Annotated in this window: 20 protein-coding genes; 11 read left to right on the top strand and 9 right to left on the bottom strand. The window is 49.1% G+C overall.

The genetic code is table 11. The annotated features are described in order from the left end of the window. Both RM811_RS05700 and RM811_RS05695 read left to right on the top strand, forming a co-directional pair. Nucleotides 1–626, top strand: a 626-nt coding sequence (locus RM811_RS05700; RefSeq protein ID WP_402521695.1) for an ankyrin repeat domain-containing protein, incomplete at its 5' end; no start/stop codon positions are given. Nucleotides 627–736: 110 nt separating this feature from the next. Further along, nucleotides 737–2,776, top strand: a complete 2,040-nt coding sequence (locus RM811_RS05695; protein WP_402521693.1) for a hypothetical protein — start codon at nucleotides 737–739, stop codon at nucleotides 2,774–2,776. A 362-nt stretch (nucleotides 2,777–3,138) separates the two neighbouring features. On the opposite strand, the gene ffh is transcribed toward RM811_RS05695, so the two are convergent. Further along, nucleotides 3,139–4,542 (bottom strand): signal recognition particle protein, encoded by a 1,404-nt coding sequence (gene ffh, locus RM811_RS05690; protein ID WP_402521691.1) that lies wholly within the window; start codon nucleotides 4,540–4,542, stop codon nucleotides 3,139–3,141. Between the two features lie 235 nt (nucleotides 4,543–4,777). Between ffh and RM811_RS05685 the strand changes: the two genes are divergently transcribed. Both RM811_RS05685 and RM811_RS05680 read left to right on the top strand, forming a co-directional pair. Continuing rightward, a complete protein-coding gene (locus tag RM811_RS05685) occupies nucleotides 4,778–5,578 on the top strand; it encodes an inner membrane protein YpjD (protein WP_402521689.1) in 801 nt (266 codons plus the stop codon). Between the two features lie 96 nt (nucleotides 5,579–5,674). Further along, nucleotides 5,675–6,934, top strand: a complete 1,260-nt coding sequence (locus RM811_RS05680) for an HlyC/CorC family transporter (protein WP_402521687.1) — start codon at nucleotides 5,675–5,677, stop codon at nucleotides 6,932–6,934. 24 nt (nucleotides 6,935–6,958) lie between these two features. On the opposite strand, the gene RM811_RS05675 is transcribed toward RM811_RS05680, so the two are convergent. Then, complete coding sequence (locus RM811_RS05675; protein WP_402521685.1) at nucleotides 6,959–7,564, bottom strand: CoA pyrophosphatase; 606 nt, start codon at nucleotides 7,562–7,564, stop codon at nucleotides 6,959–6,961. A 269-nt stretch (nucleotides 7,565–7,833) separates the two neighbouring features. On the opposite strand from RM811_RS05675, the gene RM811_RS05670 reads away from it, so the two are divergent. Next, complete coding sequence (locus tag RM811_RS05670) at nucleotides 7,834–8,394, top strand: NUDIX hydrolase (protein ID WP_402521683.1); 561 nt, start codon at nucleotides 7,834–7,836, stop codon at nucleotides 8,392–8,394. On the opposite strand, the gene RM811_RS05665 is transcribed toward RM811_RS05670, so the two are convergent. Further along, nucleotides 8,369–8,695 carry a hypothetical protein gene (locus RM811_RS05665; RefSeq protein ID WP_402521680.1) on the bottom strand — a complete coding sequence of 109 codons (327 nt, stop codon included), beginning with the start codon at nucleotides 8,693–8,695 and terminating at the stop codon, nucleotides 8,369–8,371. The genes RM811_RS05670 and RM811_RS05665 overlap by 26 nt on opposite strands. 146 nt (nucleotides 8,696–8,841) lie before the next feature. Then, the gene (locus tag RM811_RS05660) at nucleotides 8,842–10,008 is read right to left on the bottom strand and encodes a 1-acyl-sn-glycerol-3-phosphate acyltransferase (protein WP_402521678.1); all 1,167 of its coding nucleotides are present in this window, start codon (nucleotides 10,006–10,008) and stop codon (nucleotides 8,842–8,844) included. 138 nt (nucleotides 10,009–10,146) lie between these two features. On the opposite strand from RM811_RS05660, the gene RM811_RS05655 reads away from it, so the two are divergent. From RM811_RS05655 to RM811_RS05640, 4 genes are all read left to right on the top strand, one after another. Continuing rightward, nucleotides 10,147–10,743, top strand: a complete 597-nt coding sequence (locus tag RM811_RS05655; RefSeq protein WP_402521676.1) for a tetratricopeptide repeat protein — start codon at nucleotides 10,147–10,149, stop codon at nucleotides 10,741–10,743. Continuing rightward, nucleotides 10,740–10,973, top strand: a complete 234-nt coding sequence (locus RM811_RS05650; protein WP_402521674.1) for a putative signal transducing protein — start codon at nucleotides 10,740–10,742, stop codon at nucleotides 10,971–10,973. Before RM811_RS05655 ends, RM811_RS05650 begins: the two co-directional genes overlap by 4 nt. Further along, nucleotides 10,973–11,668, top strand: coding sequence for an SOS response-associated peptidase (locus RM811_RS05645; RefSeq protein WP_402521671.1), 696 nt, complete (start codon nucleotides 10,973–10,975; stop codon nucleotides 11,666–11,668). The genes RM811_RS05650 and RM811_RS05645 overlap by 1 nt, the downstream gene beginning before the upstream one ends. A 279-nt stretch (nucleotides 11,669–11,947) precedes the next feature. Further along, the gene (locus RM811_RS05640; RefSeq protein WP_402521670.1) at nucleotides 11,948–15,247 is read left to right on the top strand and encodes a PAS domain S-box protein; all 3,300 of its coding nucleotides are present in this window, start codon (nucleotides 11,948–11,950) and stop codon (nucleotides 15,245–15,247) included. 195 nt (nucleotides 15,248–15,442) lie between these two features. Here the strand turns inward: RM811_RS05640 and RM811_RS05635 are convergent, their stop codons facing one another. From RM811_RS05635 to RM811_RS05620, 4 genes are all read right to left on the bottom strand, one after another. Further along, complete coding sequence (locus tag RM811_RS05635; protein ID WP_402521667.1) at nucleotides 15,443–15,934, bottom strand: hypothetical protein; 492 nt, start codon at nucleotides 15,932–15,934, stop codon at nucleotides 15,443–15,445. Between the two features lie 594 nt (nucleotides 15,935–16,528). Then, nucleotides 16,529–19,117 carry a TRAP transporter permease gene (locus tag RM811_RS05630; RefSeq protein WP_402521665.1) on the bottom strand — a complete coding sequence of 863 codons (2,589 nt, stop codon included), beginning with the start codon at nucleotides 19,115–19,117 and terminating at the stop codon, nucleotides 16,529–16,531. A gap of 176 nt (nucleotides 19,118–19,293) precedes the next feature. Beyond that, the gene (locus RM811_RS05625; protein ID WP_402521663.1) at nucleotides 19,294–20,271 is read right to left on the bottom strand and encodes a TAXI family TRAP transporter solute-binding subunit; all 978 of its coding nucleotides are present in this window, start codon (nucleotides 20,269–20,271) and stop codon (nucleotides 19,294–19,296) included. A 520-nt stretch (nucleotides 20,272–20,791) separates the two neighbouring features. After that, entirely contained in the window at nucleotides 20,792–21,286 is a 495-nt protein-coding gene (locus RM811_RS05620) for a YchJ family protein (RefSeq protein WP_402521660.1), read from the bottom strand. 186 nt (nucleotides 21,287–21,472) lie between these two features. Between RM811_RS05620 and RM811_RS05615 the strand changes: the two genes are divergently transcribed. Further along, nucleotides 21,473–22,102, top strand: a complete 630-nt coding sequence (locus RM811_RS05615; protein WP_402521658.1) for a hypothetical protein — start codon at nucleotides 21,473–21,475, stop codon at nucleotides 22,100–22,102. A gap of 248 nt (nucleotides 22,103–22,350) precedes the next feature. Here RM811_RS05615 and RM811_RS05610 read toward each other — a convergent pair whose 3' ends face one another. Further along, nucleotides 22,351–23,790, bottom strand: a complete 1,440-nt coding sequence (locus RM811_RS05610; protein WP_402521656.1) for a catalase — start codon at nucleotides 23,788–23,790, stop codon at nucleotides 22,351–22,353. A 439-nt stretch (nucleotides 23,791–24,229) separates the two neighbouring features. Here RM811_RS05610 and RM811_RS05605 point away from each other — a divergent pair, with 439 nt between their 5' ends. Next, entirely contained in the window at nucleotides 24,230–24,610 is a 381-nt protein-coding gene (locus tag RM811_RS05605; RefSeq protein ID WP_402521654.1) for a cystatin domain-containing protein, read from the top strand. The last annotated feature ends 258 nt before the right edge of the window (nucleotides 24,611–24,868 follow it).

Raw genomic sequence — 24,868 nt, 5'->3', positions numbered from 1 at the left:
TGGAGCATGGTGCACTAGTCGATGCTAAAACAGTGAAAGGCGAAACTCCCTTAATGTTGACATTGCGGAAATCAAATCAACAGATAATTAAACCGTGTGTGGAAAAACTATTAGCCCACAATGCGAACGTCCATGCGAAGGACAGTTTCGGGCTCACTCCCCTTGCGTTTGCCACCATTCATAACGTCCCGGCAGAAATTATCCAGGTTCTTCTGGAGGCCGGCGCTCAGGCAAACATAAAGGATCCGTTTGGCTTTACACCACTGATCTATGCGGTCTGGCACAGGAATGTCGAGGCGGTAAGCATACTGGTTAGCGCTGGGGCAACGGTCAGTGACAAAGGTAATTACCGGTTGTTGGCAGTAGCCAGCGATAAGAAGCTGGTTTATGCCCGACGAATATTTTCTTGCCACAATGACAGCCCCCTGTCACTGGCCCAACGAAAAAAAACATCGCACCCCCGGTTGGCAGGTTGTATCCCCAGTGCCAGATTAGCCAGCAGGCAAAATGAAGTCGCGGAATGGGATCAGATTATCAGGGTACTTGAACAGAACGGAAGTGAAGATTTACCGGTGCCTCCCGGGGCTACGACACCGGTGTCGTCCTTAACCGGCAGTAATGGATGACGTTGTTTATTCTGCCCGGGTGACATCCCACCGACCTCATATAACAGGTGCAGATATCTCCGTTGTCCGGGTACGCAATGACTTTCTGAGCAATAAAAGGTAATCCATTTATGTTGACTAATCATTCGATACCTGTATCCACCGCATCGTCTAATGATCGTAACCTGGGTCAAACCACTCGAAGGATTGCCAGGACCGGCGGACGCACCCTTAATGCAGTTGAGGACAATGCCCTGTACTGCAAAGCATCATCACAACCCGATGTGGGTACCAGAGAGACAAACACGGGCAGTCAGCCCTTTCGCAGTAAGTCCTTGTTCAATCGTCTTGCTGACACCCTGTCATCTGCACAACAATGCGTTTACCTGGTAGTTGAGTCATCACTGGAAGGGTTGGCAGATAAGACAGATCAGTTTGTGAAGCCCTGTATCGAGGCGATCGATACAGCGATGGCACCGGTTGACTATGTGTTAAACTGCGCCGCCAGGCCTGCCGAAAGTCTGCTGCTATTCAGTGGTGCTAATCCACTGGTTAAGGCGGCAGCATGCAGAACTGAACATTTTTTCAATAATACGGCTGGTCGGGTCTGCGACATGGTTCAGAAGCCGGGGTTAAGCTGTATTTCTCTGACCAAAGTGGGGTGCATACTGTTTTTTTACGCTACTACTACTGCGAACGCTGCTAGGGTCGACGACTTTCAAACAATGATGACGGATGTGACGATGGCTAGCACCATATCGCAAGTGTTCCATAGTAATAAAAATGTATACCTGGTCAGCCGTGGAGGTGTGGCCAGGCCATCGACTGGCGGTGACAAGTTATGTGAAAATTACAAGGTATCAACTCTCAGAATGCTGGCTGGTAGTTTTGATAAGCAGTTGCCGGTTTATTTTGCCAATGATCTTTTGGATACTGACGCAAATGACGCATTTAATGCGGCGGGTATGGTGCCCGTTGAAAATGCATTGGATATAGGTTGGTTTTTTGCAGAGAAAGTCCTGTATGCCGCTATAAATCGTTATAAATTCGACAGTGATGATGCTTTTAATGATGTCGATGTTTCAAGTCCTTTGGCGTATAAGTCCAACAGTGATTTAAAGGATGCCTGGCGTGGAGACCGTTTTGTGTACTTAAAAAAATTACCTACTACTGGGAGGGAATATATTAGAGGGGCTTTTGTTTGTCGGCACCATAAGTGGCTCAACCGCTCAGATGCAAATTATTGCCCGAGGTATAGCACGAGTTTTACAGACGCAGAGGCAGCAATATATGTTAATGGTGAACCAGCAGTTAACCTATTAATACCAAAAAAACGAACGCCTAATAGCTCACACTCTGGTGATGATAGTAAAGTGAGAAGGCTCTACAATCATGCTACTCAAGACATAAGAGATCGCTTCGATCGCTTCGAGGATGATCATAGTAAGATTATTAAACATTGCGAGGACTACTTAACGGAACGGAACCGGCCGCCGGCCACCACTACTGAGCTGACGACCACTACTGAGCTGACGACCACTACTGAGCTGACGACCACTGCTGAGCTGACGACCACTGCTGAGCTGACGACCACTACTGAGCTGACGACCACTACTGAGCTAACCACCGCTGCAGAGTTCGACAGGGAATTCGGGACTGATTCATCAATACAAAATAATACGAAACCATTCCCATTACTAACATATCCACAATATCCGAAAGAAGAATCCCCTGCTGAAATCGTTAGAAGTACCTCGTTAGGCGTGGGAGCAATCCTGGGGTTATCGTGTCTCGGGCTGGCCGCTGTTTGCGGCGTGATTTTCTACGGGAAAAAACTCTGGAACAGGCAGAGACTGGAGGCCGTCACAAGCTGTGGTGCATCGGATGCCATGGCAGAAAAATCTGCTTCCTCCCTGTTGCCATCATTCCGAGGCCGCTCGAACAGTCTCGGGGATATTGAGACGGGCGAACGTACCCGGTGTCCTCTCCTCCCGGGGCGTTTGAGCCGTGATGACGGTATTGAACCAAAAAAGAAAAACACACCAGTGACAGGCTATCTGCCATCATGTCTGGCCCGGACTGCCAGCACCGATTTGTTCGAATTTGAACCACCCAGCCGCAAGGAAACAGAGGTCAGGATTAAGGGCAGCACGCTTGGGGTTGATGTTTGACCCAATATTAGTTACGCAATGATTGAACAATACTGTGGACAGTGTTTCAAGAACGCAATTCACGTGGGGCAAGGCCTGCGAGTAAGGGCTGGTATTTAATAGCAAGTCTCGGTCAGCGCAGAGTTGCTTAAAAATACCCTGTAACGCCACAGCCTCGGAATCCCCGGGTAAAAACTGTCTGAAGTATTGATCGAAGCGGCTTCTTTTAATCTTACTTTCGTTACGTCAGGGATAGTGGTGTTTCGCTTAATGCCCAAACCTGGAAGATAAGCGAAATGCGGTATCTTTGAGGTTGGGGGCTATCGGACCTGCCCTTTTTCAGGTTCAAGTCCAATTTCCATACTGAATTAATCTTGGGGGGTTTAGAACGGAAACTTCTTACCACCACCAGGAGGCATCATACCACCCATACCCGGAATCTGTCCCTTCATTGCAGACATGCCACGCATCAGTTTATTCATGCCGCCTTTTTTGGTGACTTTTTTCATCATCTTGCTCATCTGCTTATGCTGTTTGATGAGCCGGTTGATGTCCTGAATCTGGGTGCCTGAGCCGCCGGCAATCCTTTTCTTTCGGGAGCCGTTCATGATGTCGGGGTTGCTTCGTTCGCCCGGAGTCATGGAGTTAATGATGGCTTCCATCTGGTCAAACATTTTGTTGTCCATCTGGCCAGGCATCTGCTGGCTCATGCCGCCCATGCCCGGCATTTTATCCATCATGCCGCTGAGTCCGCCCATTTTTTTCATCTGCTGAAGCTGGTCGCGGAAATCTTCCAGATCGAATCCCTTGCCCTTTTTCAGCTTGCTGGCCAGTTTGTCGGCTTTGCTTCTATCAAGCTTGCGTTCGGCTTCTTCAATCAGGGAGAGAATATCGCCCATGCCGAGAATTCGGGAGGCAATACGATCCGGATGGAAGGGCTCCAGGGCATCGACCTTCTCGCCCATACCGATGAACTTAATGGGCTTGCCGGTAATGTGACGAACAGAGAGCGCCGCACCGCCACGGGCATCACCATCGGCTTTGGTCAGGATGACACCGGTGAGCGGCAGGGCATCACCAAAGGCCTTGGCGCTATTGGCCGCATCCTGGCCGGTCATGGCGTCAACCACGAACAGGGTTTCAATCGGGTTGATAGCGCTATGGAGTTGCTGGATTTCAGCCATCATATCGTTGTCGATGTGAAGGCGACCGGCAGTATCGACGATCAAAACATCAGCGTGTTTGATTTTTGCTTCGTGGATGGCGCTGTTAACGATGTCTACGGGTTTCTGATCGGAGGAAGATGGGAAGAAGTTCAGCCCGGTTTCCTGAGCCAGCATTTCCAGCTGTTTAATAGCCGCAGGACGGTAGATGTCCGCACTGACCACCATTACCGATTTTTTCTGGCGCTCTTGCAGCCATTTACCCAGCTTGGCAACGGTGGTGGTTTTACCGGCGCCCTGTAGACCGGCCATCAGAATAACGGCCGGTGGCTGGGTGGCGAGGTTCAGTTCGTCATTAGACGAACCCATGATCTCAATCAGTTCATTCTGGACAATTTTGACAAAGGCCTGTCCCGGGCTGAGGCTGGACTGTACTTCCTTGCCGACAGCTCGCTCTTTAATGCGATCGATAAACTCGCGAACCACTGGCAGGGCAACGTCTGCTTCCAGTAGTGCCATGCGCACTTCGCGCAGGGTGTCCTTGATATTGTCTTCAGTCAGCTTGGCCTTTCCGGTAACCGTTTTAAGTGTACGGGAGAGGCGTTCGGTTAAATTTTCGAACATTCTGGGAATTACCCTGATCTAGGTGTTTATGCGGTTAACGGCAAAAAATATTAACCATTGTATAGGAATCATGGCTAAAGCGGCATCCATTTCAATGGACAGGGTTAAAGGTTGTTTGTCTAGTCCTGCTGAATATGACAAACTGCCGGAGCGGTTTTATTGCCGAAGCCTTTGCGCCGAACAGGCCTGCGGCTTCTGATTTTTTTGCGGCTATTGGGGATAACAGGCTTCGCTAATGGGTGTCATGTTGGTCAGTATGGGTGCGCTTGGTTGCTATCTGGCAGGCACGGTTGGACAGGGGTTACGGAACAGTGGGCGTGAAGTCTCCAAATCACTGGTTCTGTTGATAACCACCCTGGGCCTTGTTTTTCATGTGGTTGCTCTTTATATCTCTATTCATACGGATCACGGTATTAATCTTGGTGTGTTCACCATGGGGTCACTCACCGCCATGATGGTGACGATGATGGTATTGCTGAGCAGTCTGAAAAAACCTTCCGAATGTCTTCTGGTGATGATTCTTCCGGTCAGTATGCTGGCCATTGTGCTTGCTCTGCTTGCGCCGGTTGAGCATATCGTCTGGAACCCGGCTTCTTACATGGTAACCCACGTTCTTCTTTCAGTCATGGCCTATGGCATTCTGATGGTTGCTGCATTTCAGGCGATTCTTCTCTCTTACCAGGAGCATCAGCTTCGTACTCATCGGCATACCATGAAAACATTGCCACCTTTACAAACCATGGAGCGTCTGTTGTTTGAGTTCCTGGTGTTGGGGGTGGTTCTTCTGACGCTTTCCCTGGGTAGTGGCTTTCTCTTTCTGGAAGATATGTTTGCCCAGAAGCTGGTTCATAAAACGGTATTGTCCCTTACTGCCTGGTGTCTGTTTGTGGCACTGCTGATCGGTCACTGGCGTTTTGGCTGGCGAGGCCAGACGGCCGTTCGGTGGACTCTGGCAGGGTTTATATTTCTTATTCTTGCTTATTTTGGCTCCAGATTTGTGCTTGATTGCGTGGTTTCAGGTCAGTCGTGCTTTTGAATGCCTGTTCCATACGATCGGGCTTGGGGCTTTACCATTAAGTGAGTAAAATGAATAATTGTACTCACACTTGTTCTGACAAAAGGCGACAACTTTTTGAGTGAAGCACCTCTGAGCGCGTTAATTGGCGCGTTAGTTTTTCTCCTGCTGCTCTCTGCATTTTTCTCCAGCTCTGAAACCGGCATGATGGCGATTAATCGCTATCGTCTACGGCACCTTGCCCGTAAGGGAAATCGTGCAGCCAAAAGAACCAGTAGTTTGCTGGACCGGCCTGATCGGCTGATTGGTGTCATTCTGATTGGCAATAACTTTGTCAATATTCTTGCCTCGGCTCTGGCAACGATTATTGCGGTTCGGTTTTGGGGAGACAGCGGTATTGCCATCGCTACCCTTGGCCTGACATTTGTTGTGTTGATTTTTGGGGAAGTGACCCCTAAGACCATTGCGGCAATGTATCCGGAAAAAGTCGCTTTTCCTGCGTCTATGATTCTGGTTCCGCTACTGAAAATTCTTTACCCGGTGGTATTTCTGGTTAACTGGATTTGCGCTCTGTTAATGAGCCCCTTTGGCATTCGTCCGGGGCAGGCAGGCGAACACCAGTTAAGCAGCGAGGAACTCCGCACTCTGGTCAATGAGTCCGGGCTGCGGTTACCGACCAATCGTCGTGGCATGCTGCTGGGGATTCTTGACCTGGAGAAAGTGAGTGTCGACGACATCATGGTGCCGAGAAATGAAGTGTCCGGTATTGATATCGAAGATGATATTAAAGAGATCCTCCATCAGCTGAGGGATTGTCAGCATACCCGGATGCCGGTTTATCGCGGTGATATCAACAATATTATCGGCATGTTGCACATGCGGAAAATTGCCCGCTTATTGACCCTGGAAGAGGTGAATAAGGCGACCCTGTTGCAGGAAACGGTGGATCCTTATTACGTTCCTGAGTCAACACCACTTCATACTCAGCTGTTTAACTTCCAGAAAGTCAGGGAGAGAACCGCGCTGGTGGTTGATGAGTATGGTGATGTCATGGGGCTGGTGACACTGGAAGACATTCTTGAAGAGATCGTGGGTGACTTCACCACGGATGTTTCTGACAGCAGTCAGGATATTACGCCCCAGGGCGATGGCACTTATATCATTGATGGCTCGGCTTCCATCAGGGATGTTAATCGGGCACTGGGTTGGGACTTGCCAACAGGGGATGCCCGTACCATCAACGGCCTGATTACCGAGGAGATGGAGGTGATTCCCGATGCCAGTGTGTGCTGGAAGGTGAAAGGCTATCGCTTTGAGATTCTTCAGGTTAAGGATAACCGGATCAAGTCTGTTCGAATGTTCACCGCCGATCAATAATTCTCACTTCCCGGTTCAGCTTGCCTATGCCTGTCGCTTCTGAAAATGGCTGCTGAACTGGGGGGCGTCCAGTGGGATCTTGGTATCCAGGGTAATATTGAGAAATTCAACCAGCATCACAGCGGTAAGTCCCCAGATTAAATATTCCCCATAGTAAAAGGATGGCATCTGATAGTCCTGATTACGCATTTTCCAGTGATTAAACGTCAGGTGTTGCTCATCAAGGAAGTAACTCAAAGGGACTTTGAATATGCGATCCAATTCGGCCAGATTCGCTTTGAGAGGGGTGTCAGCCTCGATAATTCCGACAATAGGTGTGACTTCAATACCAAAGCGGGAAATCACCGAGCCGGTCTGTCCAATGACTCTGACATTTTCCGGGGGGAGGGCTATTTCTTCAAAAGATTCCCGCAAGGCAGTGGCGATCAGGTCATGGTCGCCCGGGTCTCTTTTGCCTCCGGGAAACGCTACCTCACCGCTATGAGTGTTCATATGAGTTGCCCTGCGGGTGAACACCAGTTCCGGCTCCCGGGCATCCGTGATGGGGATCAGAACTGCGGCCTCGGGCAGTTCGGCATTTATTGTTCTTGGCTGGTGGTTGAGCAGCCTGTTTTCAACCTGATCTAACATAATAGTGACTGCAGCGGCATCCTTGTGTGGGATTTACATTTATCATATGTAGCTCAACAGAATTTATCCAGTGAAAACAGCCATGAGCGGCTCTCTGTGAAAACTCTCCATGCAGAGAAGGCAGTTTCCCCCCCCCAAGCCATGGAAAGGGCAGCGGAACTCGAAATAGCGGCATTTTCAGAGTAAACAGTTTGTTCATGCCCGTGGGTTTGTTACTCTGAAATCGCTTCCCCAAAAAACAGTCCGCCAGAAACAAGGAGTGAAGGTTGATGACAGGAATCTCTATCCATTACTGCAGTGTCTGCGGTCATGAGACGCAAAAAAAAGTTCCTGAAGGGGATCATCGCCCCAGGGATGTGTGTGACCACTGTCAAACGGTTCACTATCAAAATCCCCGGGTAGTTACCGGATGCCTGCCGGTTTACCAGAATAAAATCCTGATGTGTAAACGGGCCATTGAACCCAGAAAAGGTTACTGGACATTGCCGGGTGGTTTTATGGAACTGGGGGAAACGATGGAGGAAGGCGCTGCACGGGAAACCATGGAAGAGGCCTGTGCTCATGTGACCATTGAGTCACTGTATATGCTGTTTAATGTGGTGCATGTTGGGCATGTGTCGGCTTTTTTTCTGGCAAAGCTGGAGAATCCTGACTTTGCTCCCGGGGAAGAGAGTGAAGAGGTTGCCCTGTTCGCTGAAGATGAGATCCCCTGGGATCAGCTGGCTTTTTCTACTATCGGCCGCACCCTGCGCCATTACTTTGAAGATCGGCAGGCGGGTTTATTCCCGATGAGGCTGGAGTATGTCACTCCACCGGAGCACAGAGACTGACCGGGTAAAGGTCAAAGGCAGGCATTTCATAAGGATGAGCCTGGCGGAGAGCCTGAATCGCCTGCTTTAAAAATCGTTGCTCGCAGATCATTTCAACTTTCCAGGTTTCTTCACTGTGTATTTCACCCGGTTTTCCTGAAAATGGCTGGCTGTCCTCCAGTGGGCGAAACTGTCCTGTTCCCGGGGTTTGCCAGCAACAGCAATCATACGGTCCGTAACGTCCTGCGCCAGCCATGAACATCGCTTCTTTAACGGGTTCCAGGAATAGTGAAGGAACCATCACACAGATTTTATAAATCACTTTTTTGAACCTGATTAGGCGTGATCCTTTAATGAAATGCTGCCCGCTGCCCGTATAAAGCATGCGTCTTATCTTTTTCGGGCAACGGGTGGCGGGCAGCGGGCGGCGCAAACAGGTAAATGATTCAGGGACAAATCCACAGTTATTTACGACCCATACCGGAAGCGGTTAATGACCGGCTGTGCATACATCTTCAAAAACCACGGGCGGTGTAATTCCGGGCAGCGTTCCAGATGTCGGGTAAACTCATCACGTTTCTTATTCAGGTCGACATTCGGAAACAGCGTGGCAATATCAGGAACCTGTATTGCGGGTTCCTGTTTGATGACGTTGTCGCCAATGGCTTCCCAGGCAAAGAGATTGGATGGCTGCAGCTGGTAGTTATGATGGATCTGGTGGTCGACTTCTCTGGCTACCTCAATGGCATTTTCAAGGCTTTGGGACAGCGGTTTGCCAAAGGCAACATGAACATGTCCTTTGTATCCCTCAATGCCCATGACAATACTTTTCAGGTCTTCATCATCCGCTTTCAGATACTCTCCAGTCTGCTGTTTTTCAAAGAGTTCACGGGCCTTATTGCAGTCACAGGGGTCAAACTCGTAGGAAATGGAGACTGGCACAATATTCAGTGAACGGATGTTATCAGCAAAAGAGGTTTGCTTTTTACGACGGCTGACGTTAAACATTTTGATGATGGCCGGGTCAGTCTGGTCGTTGCCATCTTTTGCGCGGCCCTCACTCTGGGCTATCCATACGGGTTGGCCGGAATCAATGCAGTGATGGATATAGGCAGACAGGTTCTGGAAAGCGGTCAGCTTTTCCCGGCGGCCGGTGAGTGAGCGTTTTACAATAAAACTTTTGTTCAGACGCATCAGGTCACTGACATAAGGACGTTTGATCAGATTATCGCCAATGGCAATCTGGCAGGTTTCCATACCATTTTGATAGAGGGCGTAGTTCACCAGGGCAGGATCAAGAACAATATCCCGATGGTTTGACAGAAAAAGACAGGCTTTATCGTTTTTCAGATGCTTCATACCCGAAAAGGTGACCTTGTGGGTGGTTGTTTTGATCACCCGGGTCAGGTACGGTTCGATGATGCCCTGGAAGTCCCTGACATTGTGAATGTGTCGTGTTTTATACTTCAGAATCATGGCCATCAGCCAGATCATGATGCCGGGAAATTGCCGGGTTAAGTCAGGGTGGCGATGTTGTGCCAGAACGCTGAGGAGGTCTTTGTTTTGCAACAGACGTGTGAGTGTTGGTCTGACCTCATGGTCGTGGTAAGGGCGGATATCGTCAAAAGCGTCCATGGGTGCCAGTGTTATTAAAAAGCCGTTAAAAAATCATTATTGATCACCAGGTTATTATATTACATTGATTGATTGCTGGTCTGTATAGGCAGTGTCGCTTAATGTAACCATAAAAAGCCGGAAAGGCAGAGGTTGTTCATGTACAAGCCGTTTAGATGTACTGTCGGGGTTGCTGTTAAGGTGATAGTAGTACTGGCTTCCGTTGCCGGACCGGCATGGTCTTCGACACCTGCTGATGATGTCGTCGTGCATAAAGAGCAACCTGCTTCAGGTAGGGTTCAGGGACAGTTAAGTGAAGCCATTCAAATGCTGCAGTCAGAACAGGGAGTGAACGCTGCTAAAGCGATCAGGGACTTGCAGCGGATTGCCAGTCAGGGTAATCAGGGGGCTCGGTCTGAAGCCTGGCTCTGGTTAGGGAGAGCCTATCGTGATGGGCTTGCTGGCACCGGTAAGGACAGCAGCATGGCGTTTGAATACTTTGAGCAGGCCGCTGGGCGGGAAGGGCTGAACCCGGAAGCTCAGTATGAGCTGGGGCGAGCCTATTTAAAGGGTGAAGGAACCGATCGTAACCTGATTGCTGCTTATATGTGGACTGAACTCAGCCTGCATAAACCATCAAAAATGTCTTCTTCAGCGGAGACACAAAAAGCCGGATTAGTAACGATGCTCAATAAAGTGCAGTTGGAAAAAGCCAGAGAGCTGGTGACACAATTGGAGACACTCTATCTGAAATGATTAAAGTATATAGCCCAGCAAACCTGATTGAGGCTCAGTGTCTGAAAGATATGCTGAAGAGTCGTCGTATATTCTGTCACCTGGCCGGTGTTGATCTGATCGGTGCGGTGGGTGAGTTGCCTGCCATTGGATTATTGGGGCTCTATGTAAATGAAGAAGATGCCGGTCTTGCGAAACAGTTGATTGACGAGTACCTGAGTGCTGAACCACTGTTGGGAGATGATGAGTAATGTGCAGTCGTTACTCATTCAACGTGTCCAAAGTGAACCTCGGTTTTCTTGGGTTGAAAGAAACGTTAGTTGAAAAGCCGGTTCAGCAGGTGACTCCGGGCCAGCAGGTATGGCTGGTGCGTAATAATGATCAGGGTATTCCGGAACTGGTTCAGGCAAAGTGGGGGCTTGCACCCTCATGGTTGAAAGATTTTTCCCGTGTTCAGATTAATGCCCGTGTTGAGACCGCGCCTGACATGAGAATGTTCAGCAGTGCCTGGTCTGACAGAAGGTGCCTTATCCTGGCAGATAGCTACTATCAATGGCATATGCCTATTCATGGGCTTAAGGCTTCTCATGGGCTTAAGGCTTCTCATGGACGTAACGCTTCTCATGGACGTAACGCTTCTCATGGACGTAACGCTTCAGAGAACCGCCGTCAGTTATGGCAAATTGGGGCAAGGGACCATTCGCTGATACTGATGGCGGGTCTCTGGGAACGATATGCAGTGGATAGTACGCTTGCTTTTGACTCCTGTGCTGTTTTGACCATGCCTGTCATGCCTCAGTTAGCCCCGATCGCACAAAGAATGCCTGCCTTGCTGACGACAGGGAATGCAGCCAATTGGCTGGCGGGTGCACCCTTTGATCTTGATAGCTTTAGTGCTCCCCTTACTGGCTTTGCTTTTCAGTGTCAGAATATTCTGAAGCGTTGATTTTTCAGGGGCTCGCATTCGCTCGACCCAACAAATCTCGCCACCTTCCATAAACAGCCGTTAAATATTTACAGTCTGAATTGCCGGTGCCGTTTTTTTGCGAATTGTTTTTTGCTGCTGAGGGTTTGTGTTGGGGCTCGCATTCGCTCGAGCCAACCTGCGTCACCGGTCAATCTCATTGAAAGGATGAACTGGTCCATTCCCGAACCGCCTCCTGGTTTCATTGCTGTAATGCTGGTCTATCCTTAGCGTTCGTTGTCTCCGTGTGCAGTGAATCCAGTGCAATTTTCGATTAGAAAGAAAATCATTTTCTTTACGGTTGTACCTGTCACGTTGCTTTACAACCTGATTTTTGGCATCCATCTTTATTTTTCTCTCAAACAGTCTACGGATGCGGTTGCTAAAGGGTTGATTGAGCAGGTCTGGCATAATGCCGGTAAAGTAGATAGCCATACCCGGCAGTTGATGACAATGACCTCTTTTATGGCCGGAATGTTGGGTCGGATACCCATTACTGACCATGGTATGATCAGAGAATTTCTTGCCGATCTTGCTGAGAAAAATCCATTGGTCAGAGGCTTTACATACGTGAAGCTGGGCGGGAGTTTTCAGCACTGGGATGTGTTTCATGCCCACATGAAGGGTGGTAAGGCGCAGCTGGATGAAACCATTGATACCGGATTGTTTCCTGCCCAGTTCTGGTGGGCCAGTCAAGGGCAGCAGAAAGCCGGTTTCTGGACCTCACCACGGGGTTCTGCCGAACAGGGATGGACTGTCAGTTATATCGTTCCGGTTTTCTCAGAAAATACCCTCCAGGGTTACTTCTGGATGGATATCAATCTTGCGGATTTTCGTCATCTGCTGGTCAGCAATATTACCGGTAAAGCCAGTTTTTCTATTGTTAACAGTGCCGGTGAATATCTTCAGACGGACAGCGAAACCGCAAAACGATACCAGTTAAACAGCCTTCACCAGAGCCAGTTTTACTACGGTTCACCCGGCATGTGGAATGACCTGAAAGAGCTGATCGAAAAGGGTGAGCCTACCTTTCGCAATAAGTGGGTTCCGGTGCGGCAGCACGAGTACTGGCTGATGGGGGCTCCCATTAAGTCCGCTGCCTGGTGGATGATCAGCTATGCGCCCAGAAAGACAGTGCTGGCACCGGTGATGGAGCAGGCCCGGGTCAATGCGCTGCTGATGATACTCTCATTAATGCTCATATTTACCTGCGCCAGTCTGGTCTCCGTTCGAATTACCCGTCCCATTATTCGCCTGAAACGGGCCATGGATGATTTTACCTACCGTCAGGTCAAACCGGATATTACCCGTATCAGCCGGGATGAGATTGGTAGCCTGACGGAAAGTTTTCAGCAGCTGGTTAACAAGTTGGCAGACAGGGAAAAAGCGCTGCATAAGGCTCGAACCAGTAATATTGGCTATTTACTTGAGCGACTGAGAGGTAACTATTTCTATTTCAACCTTAACAAGGATGGCTGTGTCACCCATGTCAGCCCTTCAATTGAAGCAATATTAGGTTACACGCCAAGTGAATTTCTCAAACCGCTTATTGGTTATCTGGCCACTGAGGACAGTAAATTTCGCTTTCGGGACCAGTTTCGGGAAGCAAGGCAGGGGCGATGGGGGGATACATTTGAGCTTGATATCCGACATCTCAATGGCAGTATTCGCCGGCTGGAAATATTCTGGAGTGATATGGGCGATTTGCCGGGCAGGCAATATCTGGCAGAAGGCCTGGCCAATGATATTACCGATCGGGTCAGCGATACCAAGAAGTTTAAACTGCTCCTCGATAGTGCACCGGATGCGACGATCATTGCCACCCCGGAAGGCATTATTGGTATGGCGAACAGCCGGGCAGAAGAGCTTTTTGGGTATCACCGGGAAGACCTTGTCAATATGCCATTGAGCCTGCTTACGCCGTTCGAAAACAGAAGTGGCCATCCACTGTTAGGTGATCTTAATAAGGCAAGCTGGGGACAGTTATGTCTGGTTGGTTTTGAGTCCAGGGGAATTGACCGGAAAGGGCGGGTTTTTCCGGTAGAAATTACCAGTAATCCTTTGAAAACGGATGATGGTTTACTGATCTCCATGGTAGTTCGTGACATTACCGGGCGAAAACGAATTGAGCGGGAGCTTATGACCGCCAAAGAAGAGGCTGAACGGGCCAACCTGGCCAAAGGTCTTTTCCTTTCCAATATGAGTCATGAATTGAGAACACCTCTTAATGGTGTGCTTGGGAATGCTCAGTTACTGCTGAGGAATCTGTCTCTGTCTTCTCCCCAGAGGAAGAGTCTGAATACCATAGAGGCCAGTGGCCAACACTTGCTTTCACTGATTAACGATATTCTCGATTTGACCAAAATTGAATCCAGTCAAATTGAATTACACCCTTCTGCAGTCCGGTTGCTGGAGCTGTTGCGAGGCGTTCGTAACATTCTGATGGAACGGGCTACCAGCAAGGGGCTTGAGTTGCGTTTGCTGCCTATTGGTCCCTTACCGGACATCGTTATGCTGGATGAAATCAAAGTTCGTCAGGTGCTATTGAACCTGTTGAGCAATGGGGTCAAATACACCGTTAAGGGTTGGGTTGAGTGTCGGGTTTCTGTCGAGCGTAAAGATATTGTTATTGAAATTTGTGATACCGGGGTGGGCATTGCATCGGAGGATCTGGAAAAAGTCTTTGAGCCTTTCCGTCAGGTGCATCTTGGGCTTCAGATTGGTGGCTCTGGCCTGGGCCTGGCCATCAGTCGAAGGCTGGTTTCAGCAATGGGGGGGCGTCTTGATGTGTATAGTGAGCCGGGTAAGGGGAGCCAGTTTATCTTCAGGTTACCGTTGGTAAAAGGAAGTTTTGAGGCGTTGGCAGAGCATCAGCGCCTGTTGCCAGGCTCGATTTATGTTCAATTAGATGGGGAATATAAGGGTATTCGGGTTCTGGTGGTTGATGATGTTGAAAGTAATCGGGATATGATTGCGGGTTTGCTGGGTTCTGCCGGTTTCAGGGTTGATATGGCCAATAATGGGCTTCAGGCACTGGAGGCTGTGAAGAAAACAGATTATGACCTGATTTTAATGGATATCTCCATGCCGGTTATGGATGGTGTTTCAGCGATCAAACATATACGCAGGCTGCTGGGGAAAAGTGGCTTAAAGGCGGTAGCCGTGACGGCCAGTGTCAGTCATGAGGCGAGAGAGCGGTTGTTAGACCAGGGATTTGATGAATATATCGGGAAGCCGCTGGATGCCGGTCTGATGTTTGACAAGATTGGTCATTTACTGAGTCTTGATTATGTTACTGCGTCGCCACGGCCTGAGTGGGACGAAAGGGCGCTGCTTCATAAACTCAGGGGGGCGCATCTGGAAGCATTGATTAACGCCATTGTCTCCGCTTTTGAGCAGGGTGATCTTGAGTGTCTTGAACGGGCGCTTCGTCCTTTTGAAAAGGATCCTGAGCTGGTGGACCTGGTGGGGTTTCTGCTGAAACTGACCGCGGATATGGATATTGAACGGCTGGAAAAGTTTATTGGGCAGCTGGTGGAGCATTTTGATCAACCGTCATAACCATTATTTATAAAGAATATAAATAAAAGAAAAGAAAAAGGCACCTGAATAAGTGCCCATATTCATTCCAGTGATGGTTTTCTGAATGATATGAGTGTCCTGTTGCTAGCAACCGTCCCATACATTTCTCGTTAGGGCTGGTTGCTATTTAAGCACTACGCAATAAGAGTTAACTCATTACAACGATCGGGGTATTCATGGATTTTTTAAAATCGCTATATCATTTATTAGAATATCCTTTTCTGTGGTCAGTTTGTCTATTTCCTGCTGGCGTTGTATTGCTTTATTCAGTGCTTCTAGCAGGGAGAGGAGAGCTGACTCCTGTGCTTTTTTATCGCTGTCTGAAGAGTCCTTTATAAGATTAACCTGGAGATCAATACTTTTTTTATATTCAATATATTTATCGACTGTAAGGCCTTCTTTGCTTAAATGCTTAATCGAGCATTGTTTATTATTGGCGTCATTGATTCGAGAGATGACTCTCGTATACAAATCATCTGGCGTAGGCCAGTGGTGGAAAGCCTCAAGTTTGTCTTTCACAGATCTCAGTCTCAAATTTGCATTATCAACGGGCGTTATGTGGCGAGCCTCCAGGGAGCTGGCTACCCCAAACAGTGTGGCATAGACACAGGCCCCGGCACCAACGCCCAGGACAGCGATTGGAATAGCCGCAAGGCCCATCGTCATTACAATAGGTACTGAGCATACGAATAAGAGTGCGCCACAACCTAAGGCACCACCTATGGCACCACATTTGATATGGTCGCGAATATAGTTTTTGATCTCTTGTTTGGTGATCTTATATTGTTGTAGCAGTTTCGTTCTTTTTTCTGCATTTTCTTTACAAGTGTTAAGCTGGTTTTTCAGATCATTTTTTTCTAATGGCCTGCCAGCAAATGTTGAAGCATCCTTCTTTGCCGGGAACAGAATTATGTAGTATTGGGTTTCCCTGTACTTGTGATTTCTGTGCCTTCATCATCACGATATCTCCCTATATCAGCTGTAGATGACCAGTTAATTCATGACAAATCCATCTGCTGTTAATTGGCATCTTCTTCAGACTGGTGAGGGTAATGTATCAGTGATCGAAAAGTCTTACCCTAACAGGGCTGTTAGGTATTTGAATTTAAAAGATAACTGTCATATCAATCATCTAAATTGCGGGCGGTTTTTCTGGCTCACGAGAAGAAAGTGAAGAATCCCTGTTCAGGAAAAAGCCTGGCCAGGGGTTCTGGTCGGTTCCCCGTTCAGGGAACCGACGAACAACCAATCCTTCGGCTGCTACGTTTGAGTCCGACGACGTTGCCCAAGGAATAAGAATAACAAAAGGAGCAGTGCCGGGATCCAGGTCAACTGTTTTGGCAGGCGCTCGGCAGGCACTTCCATTCGGTCAATGCGCCAGTCGAAGTCGATACCAACCTCCTGTGCCTCACTGTTGAAATCAACCATGTCAATGATCAGTTCATTGTTATCGGTTAACACGTCCAGCCCCATATGGCGGAAACGTTCATCAGCACTGCCCTGATTTCCCGCTGATAAAGCCACCATCTGGTTGATCTGTTTACCTTCCAGCGTTTCACCAGAGACCCAGAACCGGGCATCAGCCTGATCCGGTAACGCTTCTACCTGGGCGACAATGGCATTACCGGCAAAGGTTTCATAGGGTGGATACACTTTATCCCACCAGAAATCCGGACGGAACAGAGTGAGGGCAATAAGCAGCAAGCCCAGTGTTTCGTACCAGCGGTTTTTTACCAGCCAATGTCCCTGAGTGGCGGCGGCAAATACCAGCATGGCGGCGATGGCACCAAAGACGACAATGCTCAACTGCACAATGCTGTCAACGCCAATGAGCAGCAACTCTGTATTGAAGATGAACATAAACGGCAAGATAGCGGTGCGAATATCGTAGATAAAGCCTTGAATACCTGTCTTAATCGGATCAGATTGTGCAATGGCTGCAGCAGCAAAAGCAGCAAGCCCTACCGGCGGAGTATCATCAGCCAGAATACCGAAGTAGAAGACGAAGAGATGAACCGCTATTAAAGGGACGATCAGACCATGTTGTGCACCGAGCGTTACAATAACCGGTGCCATCAGTGTCGACACGACAATGTAATTCGCCGTGGTTGGCAGCCCCATACCCAGTACCAGACAGATGATGGCGGTAAACAACAGCATCAGCATAATACTGCCTGCTGAAATCCACTCGACGAATTCCGTCATTACCAGGCCAATGCCCGTCAGTGTTACTACACCCACCACGATACCCGCCGTGGCGGTGGCGACACCGATACCAATCATATTTCGGGCGCCGGTGGTCATGCCGTCGATGAGGTCATAAAAGCCAGTCATCAGGTGCGTGATGGTTTGCTCTTTTCGGAAAAGGTCAATGAGCGTTTTATGGGTGAGGGTGATAAAGACCATCACCATCGTCGCCCAGAAAGCAGACAGTCCGGGAGAGTAACGTTCAACGGTCAGACACCAGAGCAGAACCACTAACGGCAGTAAATAGTAAAGGCCGCGTTTGATGGTTGGGCCCGGTACCGGCGTTGAGCGAATTTCATCTTCAATATTAGTGATCAGGTCTGGCTGACTGGCAGCAACTTTGAGCAAAACAAGATAGCTGGCCAGAAGTGCGGCAGTGATAATCCAGAGGGCATAATCGCCCATATATTCCCGGGTCCAGCCGACGCCGTAATAAACACCGGCGCCCAGAAGACACAGTCCGGCAAAAGAACCGGTAAACGACATCAGCGCTTGTGTTTTAGTACGGGTAACGCTTCTTGGGAGTCCCTGCATTCCCGCTTTCAGTGCTTCCAGATGCACAATATAAAACAGGGCAATATAGGAAATGGCGGCGGGCAAAAGCGCATGACGTATGACGTCTATATAGGAAATACCTACATATTCAACCATCAAAAAGGCCGCGGCCCCCATAATAGGTGGCGTCAGTTGTCCATTGGTTGAGGCTGCTACTTCAATGGCGGCTGCTTTATAGGCGGGAAATCCAATCCGCTTCATCAGTGGAATGGTAAAGGTGCCGGTAGTCACCACGTTGGCAATGGAAGAGCCGGAAACCATACCACTGAGGCCAGAAGAGACCACAGCGGCTTTGGCCGGCCCGCCTTTCAGATGGCCGAGCAGTGAGAAGGCCACTTGAATGAAGTAGTTGCCGGCACCGGCTTTTTCCAGCAGCGAGCCAAATAATACAAATAGAAAAACAAAGCTGGTGGATACCCCCAGGGCGACGCCAAAAATACCCTCAGAAGTGATCCATAAGTGTGAAAGCGCTTTGTTCAGGCTGGCGCCCTTATGGGCAATGACATCCGGCATGTAAGGGCCGGCAAAGGCATACATGATAAACACCGCAGCGACGATCATAAGCGGTGGGCCCAATGCTCTGCGGGTTGCTTCCAGTAGCAGCAACATGCCGACGCCTGCGGTGACCAGGTCCATGGTAATGGGAGCACCGGCGCGCGTGGCCAGCGACTGACTGAAAATATAGAGATAAGCGGCACAGAAACTGCCCGTCAGGGCAAACAGCCAGTCGATGACAGGTACTTGATGAGACTCTTTATGAGAGATGGATTTTTTTCTGGCTGGAAAGGCAATAAAAGCCAGAAACAGGGCGAAGGCAAGATGAATAGCCCGGGCCTGACCATCATTAAAAATGCCAAATTTCAAAATATAAGGCAGTGGTGAGGCATTCCAGAGTTGAAAAAGAGACCAGCTAAGCGCCGTACCCAAAAGAACCCATTTGGCAACACCCTGAGCCTGACGGCCACCCTGCTCGGACTGGCTGACTATTTGTTCTGCGGAGTCTGGAGTTAAAGAGTCAGCTGCTTTTTTGTTATTTACTGCTTCCATATAGTACCTGTTAATAGAGAAAAACAGCAGATTCCTAATGAGGAAGCACTGTCTTTCAAATTCATATTGAAAAGTGTGGAGTTGTCGTCAGTCAGGATTCAGGCAGCATTCTAACTGGACGTTGTCCGCAGTCCGCAATTTCGGACAACGGATAACGGACTACGGACTACGGGCTCTTAGAGCAGACCCGCTTCCTGGTAGTAGCGCTTGGCGCCTTCATGAAGAGGAATGCTCAGGCCATCTGAAACCATTTCTTCTTTCTTGAGGGTCCTAAAGGCCTGATGCAGTTTTTTGAAGGTGGTGAGGTCTTCAAATACCGCTTTGGTGACCTGGTAAATAGCGTCATCACTGGCATTGGTAGACGACACGAAGGTGGCGGCAACACCGAAGGTCTGCACATCCTTGTCATTGCCCTTATACATGCCGCCGGGGATAGTCGCGGTGCGGTAATAAGGGTTGTCATCAATCAGTTTTTTCACTTTGTCGCCAGCAACGCTAACCAGTACGGTATCGCAGGAGGTGGTGGCTTCCTTGAAGGAACCGGATGGATGGCCAACGGTGTAGACAAACGCATCAATTTTATTGTCACACAGTGCCTTGGCATGTTCTGCTGCTTTCAGCTCGGACACCAGAGAGAAACTGTCGTTGTTCCAGCCATAGGCTTTCATCAGCTGCTCCATGGTTCCGCGCTGACCTGAACCGGGGTTGCCGATGTTGACCCGTTTGTCTTTCAGATCTTCAAAACGGGTGATGCCGGCATCTTTTCTGGCCAGGATGGTGAACGCTTCCGGATGAACCGAGAAAATAGCGCGCAGGTCTTTATTGGCACCCTGTTTTTCAAAGGCACTGGTACCGCGATAAGCGTGGAACTGCCAGTCGGACTGGACAATACCCATGTCCAGCTCACCGGCGCGGATAGTATTGAGGTTGTAAATGGAGCCACCGGTACTTTCTACCGAGCAGCGAATACCGTGATCCTTACGGCCTTTGTTGACCAGACGGCAAATGGCACCACCGGTTGGATAGTAGACGCCGGTGACACCACCGGTACCGATGGTGACAAACTGCTGATTGGTGGCGGCGCTGGCAGTGGAGGTCATGGCTGCAATGCCTGCCCCCAGAATGGCAAATCCCAGTTTTTTAAAAAGGGTCATTGTCAGTCCTCTTGATTTAATCTTATTTTTACCATGGAAATACGCCGCTGGTTACACCAGAAACTGGTGAGCCAGAAAGCCGTGCTTTTCGTTCATGGCTGTTATGGTTCAGTCCGGACAGTTTTTTCCTGCTGCCCGCCCTCTGACTGATGTGATCGCCTCTGTTATCAACAGATAAAAGCGAAAATTTTCCTGTCAGTCTATTACCATTTTGAGTAATAGATTGATGAAGGTGAGCGATAGTACCATGTTTGATGGTTTAATCCCTTGATTTCAGTCTATTGATTGCTGGTAACTACCTATGTTATTGCTAAGAGCCCCGTTAGAAATTGTCCGTTAATAATTCCCCCGTTTTGCGCACCTCAGAGTCACAGAGAGCACAGAGAAAAAACCTTTATTCATCCCTCTGTGTCTTTTATGCCTTTTATGCCTTTATGCCTTTATGCCTTTAGGCCCTGTGGGTCCTGTGGGTCCTTCGGGTACTGTGGTAAAAAAAGGCAAGTTATTCTGGGACAGATTCTTAGTTGTTTTGAGCGCAGCATTTCTTATATTTTTTGCCACTACCGCATGGACAGGGATCATTTCTACCCACCTGACTTGTTTTTGTCTGCGGCAGGTTCGGGTAGATAAAAAACCAGCGGCCATCCTCTTTCAAAAAGGAAGAGCGTTCATGCTGCGCTTTTTCAACACCTGATATTGATTCTTTAAACCATGCTTTGAATTCAACCACGCCCGTTTCGTCAGACGGTTTACCCGCTTCAGTTTCAATAATTTCCAGCCGTTGCCAGAGCGTGGGATGAGATTGTTGATGAAGCTTCTGTGCCCTGAGCGGAGCTTGTTGTCCGGGAATAGTGGTTGCTACCAGGTATTCGGTATTTTCCAGTGTGTAGGCGGTATACCGGGAACGCATTAAGGTTTCTGCAGTGGGGGCAGGGGTTCCTTCGAGAAATACACTGCAGCATTCAGCAAAGGGTTTTCCTGAGCAGCAGGGACAGTTTGATGGTTGATTGCGCATGTTTATTACCGAAAGGATCCATTTTGTAAGGAAAGAATTGTCAGGAAAGTTAAATTCTAAGCCACTATTTCAAAAGAGCCCCAGAAGCTATAAAAATAAACCATATTATTTGATCTGCATCAATTTACTAGAGGTGGAAATGTATTTACCCTCCTCCGCATAAGTAAGTCTACCTATATGATATTTATGAAAATTAAAACGGACGAAATTGATGATCTGCTGTATTGGACTCTTCAGCAGAGCTGGCCTGTAGAGCAGCATCTGGTTGACTTTGCCTCTCGGAAAGTTGGCTTTGTCAATAATGAAGGGAGCTGTGGTGTACGCTATCCCGGCTCGGGGGGCTGTCCCAGAATACTGCCGGGACAGGTGGCTGTTCATCATTGGCGTCAGGGAGAGTTTCTGGCGGTGAGTGAAGTCGCTTATTTAAATGTTATGACACAATTTTTGAGAGACCGTGGTGAAGATGACCTGGCCAATTCGCTGCCGGTTCCGGAGTCCCGCCGTCGGGAACGTCTGGTGCTGGACCTGGCGGGTGCTGGAACTGTTTCCATACTGGTATCCTACCTGAAAAAACAGCTGGGACTGTTGCATAGTGAAATGGGGATGGCAGGGATAAAACAGGCCATGATGGATGACCGCCTTTCCAATATGCCCAGGTATTTGATGATAGAAGGATTTGGGTTTGTTGAGGGATTCCTGCCTGCAACCTGTAAGGAGTTGCAGGATATTATTTCCTGTTACCGGAATGCTTTTCCTGATCGTGTTCTGACCCTGTGTGAGGATAGTCCTTCTGGTGAAGGTCAAAGTCGTCGTTGAATTGTTCTGAGCGGGGCTGAGGCACTTTAAAAACTGTTATGGGTAGCTGGTTTACCACCCATAACAGGGTTGTCGTTTAAAGGTTATCGCAGGCCAGTCCAGTACATGGTTCCATTGAAATTGAAAGGTAACGCAGGTTGGGTCGAGCGGATTCGAGCCCCCAACAAACGATCTGCGATCATCGGTAAAATTGTTGGGGCTCACTCCGTTCAACCCAACCTACCTCTCAAACGTATTGACACCATGTGCTAGCCACTCATGGCCATGGCTTTACGAATGCCTGCTTCATAGGATTCATGGACCTGACCAAAAAGCGTTAACTGTCGTTCAGCAATATCCCGGGGGATGGTGACCAGCTCACTGGCAATACGCTGGTACATCCGCTGATGCTCATCCTCGCTGAGCAGGTTATAGAGCGCCTGCACCTGGGAAAAGTAGTCATCATCCTGCCGATGGTTCCAGTGGTCATCGGCACCCTCCAGAGCCAGTGGTGGTTCGCCGGTTTCCGGTGATTCCTGAAACTGGCCAAAGCTGTTTGGCTCATAGGTAATGCTGTCGCCACTGTTGCTGTCCACTCGCATGGCACCATCTCTGTGGTAATTGTGGAATGGGCATTTGGCGGCGTTCACCGGAATCTGGTGATGGTTGACGCCGAGCCGGTAACGGTGGGCATCGCCATAGGAGAACAGGCGGCCCTGCAGCATTTTATCCGGTGAGAAGCTGATGCCGGGCACCACGCTGGCCGGGTTCATGGCCACCTGTTCTACCTCGTTAAAATAGTTGTCCGGATTGCGGTTCAGCTCGAAGTGGCCAACATCTATCAGTGGCGCGTCTTTATGGCGCCACACCTTGGTCAGGTCAAAGGGGTTGTAGGGCAGCTTTGTTGCCTGGTCTTCTGACAGCACCTGTATCTGCAGGGTCCAGCGGGGATGTTCGCCTCGCTCAATAGCGTTAAACAGATCCCGCTGGGAGGATTCCCGATCCATGCCCATCAGTTTCATGGCGTCGTCGTCCATCATATTTTCAATGCCCTGTTCACAGCGGAAGTGAAACTTCACCCAGTGTCGTTCATTGTTTTTATTAATCAGACTGAAGGTGTGGCTGCCAAAACCGTGCATATGGCGGTAGGAGTGGGGCAGTCCCCGATCACTGTAATCAATGGTGAGCTGGTGCAGGGCTTCGGGAAGATGAGAGAAGAAATCCCATTTATGGATATTACTGCGCATATTGGTCCGGGGGTCCCGTTTAACCACATGGTTAAGGTCAGGGAATTTCAGTGGGTCCCGCAGATAGAACACCGGGGTGTTGTTGCCCACCAGGTCCCAGTTGCCCTCTTCGGTGTAATACTTCATGGCAAAGCCCCGGATATCCCGCTCGGCATCCGCAGCACCTCGCTCTCCGGCTACGGTGGAGAAGCGGATAAACAGGGGGGTTTCCTTGCCCACTGTCGAGAAGAGGGCGGCTTTGGTGTAGTTCGTTATATCGTGGGTAACGGTAAAGGTGCCGTAGGCGCCGGAGCCCTTGGCATGCATTCGCCTTTCCGGGATCACTTCCCGGGCAAAGTGGGCGAGTTTCTCCAGGTACCACACATCCTCCAGCATTATCGGTCCCCGAGGACCGGCGGTTTTGACATTGTTGTTGTCGGCAACCGGGGATCCTGATGCAGAAGTCAGGCGACGTTTGGACATACTGGTATCCTCATGACCAGAAACAGAAAGTGCAGCTTGTGACGAATGTTCAAACTGCAGTCATAAGGTATAAGTGGTGATGGGCAAACCTGCAAAGTGCGTAAGGAGCTGTCCTTTAATAACTTTCCCGTTTCAACGAACGCTGCCCGCCGCCCGCCGCCCGCTACCCGAAAAAGCCGGGTCCGCTTGTGCTTTTGCGGGCAACGGGTAGCGAGCAACGGCCTTAACATGTCGCCGTCAAATGCGGAACTTATTTCAGGACAGTTCCTAAAGTGGTTGTGATGTTGTTTGAATCACAAAAACACGAAAGAACAAAGTATTTAATAGCTTTTTAGTAACGGGATTTGCTTATTTAGCATTAAAACCGGGCAGGTCAAACCCGTAACGATTATTTGTGCAGTAAACTAATCTGGTCATTGTTCAAGATGGGGTGTATCCGATGAAAGCAAAAATGATCTGCGCTGTAGTTACCGCCTTTATTCTTACGGGCTGTGATAAACCGAAAGAAGAACCGCCGGTTGAAAATAAAACGGCCGAGGCTATCTGCAATACAAAGGAAAGTATGCCAGGTGGATGGACCCGGTCTGAAGTAACACCAGAAGTTCAAAAAGCCATGGATCTGGTTCTCAAGGGGATGAAAAAGCCGGCAAAGCTGAAAAAAATTATTTCGGTACATTCCCAGGTGGTTAGCGGTGTTAATTACGCGCTGGAGTACCAGCTGGAAAATGGCACTGTGTGGAGTGCTATTGTGTACCGGAATCTGAATGGACAGTACAGCATTACCCAGACGGCAATAGCAGGTCTGTTTTGCGACCATTAACTATTCTTGGGTCAATTTTTTTCAGCCACCTGATTACCGATGTTTTGCGACAGCATCCGAATTATGGAATGATGCCCTCAAGAATAATAACTACCAGATGCTGTTGAGGTTACCCATGCCTGATCAATCCCGTGTGCTCTGTGAAGTAAGGGAGCACATTGCCTATGTCACCATGAACCGCCCTGAGAAACATAATGGCCTTGATCTGGCCATGTTCCATGAAATGATTGCTACCGCAAAAAAGATTCGCAGGGATCG

Source organism: Endozoicomonas sp. (assembly GCF_031844845.1).
Classification (GTDB): domain Bacteria; phylum Pseudomonadota; class Gammaproteobacteria; order Pseudomonadales; family Endozoicomonadaceae; genus Endozoicomonas.
The sequence above is the reverse complement of the archived record's forward strand: the minus strand, read 5'-3'. Positions and strand labels throughout refer to the sequence as shown.

Coding starts and splice junctions, on each gene's coding strand:
- RM811_RS05695 (WP_402521693.1), top strand. CDS start 737: ATGTTGACTAATCATTCGATACCTGTATCCACCGCATCGTCTAATGAT.
- ffh (WP_402521691.1), bottom strand. CDS start 4,542: ATGTTCGAAAATTTAACCGAACGCCTCTCCCGTACACTTAAAACGGTT.
- RM811_RS05685 (WP_402521689.1), top strand. CDS start 4,778: ATGGGTGTCATGTTGGTCAGTATGGGTGCGCTTGGTTGCTATCTGGCA.
- RM811_RS05675 (WP_402521685.1), bottom strand. CDS start 7,564: ATGTTAGATCAGGTTGAAAACAGGCTGCTCAACCACCAGCCAAGAACA.
- RM811_RS05670 (WP_402521683.1), top strand. CDS start 7,834: ATGACAGGAATCTCTATCCATTACTGCAGTGTCTGCGGTCATGAGACG.
- RM811_RS05660 (WP_402521678.1), bottom strand. CDS start 10,008: ATGGACGCTTTTGACGATATCCGCCCTTACCACGACCATGAGGTCAGA.
- RM811_RS05655 (WP_402521676.1), top strand. CDS start 10,147: ATGTACAAGCCGTTTAGATGTACTGTCGGGGTTGCTGTTAAGGTGATA.
- RM811_RS05650 (WP_402521674.1), top strand. CDS start 10,740: ATGATTAAAGTATATAGCCCAGCAAACCTGATTGAGGCTCAGTGTCTG.
- RM811_RS05645 (WP_402521671.1), top strand. CDS start 10,973: ATGTGCAGTCGTTACTCATTCAACGTGTCCAAAGTGAACCTCGGTTTT.
- RM811_RS05635 (WP_402521667.1), bottom strand. CDS start 15,934: ATGACGATGGGCCTTGCGGCTATTCCAATCGCTGTCCTGGGCGTTGGT.
- RM811_RS05630 (WP_402521665.1), bottom strand. CDS start 19,117: ATGGAAGCAGTAAATAACAAAAAAGCAGCTGACTCTTTAACTCCAGAC.
- RM811_RS05625 (WP_402521663.1), bottom strand. CDS start 20,271: ATGACCCTTTTTAAAAAACTGGGATTTGCCATTCTGGGGGCAGGCATT.
- RM811_RS05620 (WP_402521660.1), bottom strand. CDS start 21,286: ATGCGCAATCAACCATCAAACTGTCCCTGCTGCTCAGGAAAACCCTTT.
- RM811_RS05615 (WP_402521658.1), top strand. CDS start 21,473: ATGAAAATTAAAACGGACGAAATTGATGATCTGCTGTATTGGACTCTT.
- RM811_RS05610 (WP_402521656.1), bottom strand. CDS start 23,790: ATGTCCAAACGTCGCCTGACTTCTGCATCAGGATCCCCGGTTGCCGAC.
- RM811_RS05605 (WP_402521654.1), top strand. CDS start 24,230: ATGAAAGCAAAAATGATCTGCGCTGTAGTTACCGCCTTTATTCTTACG.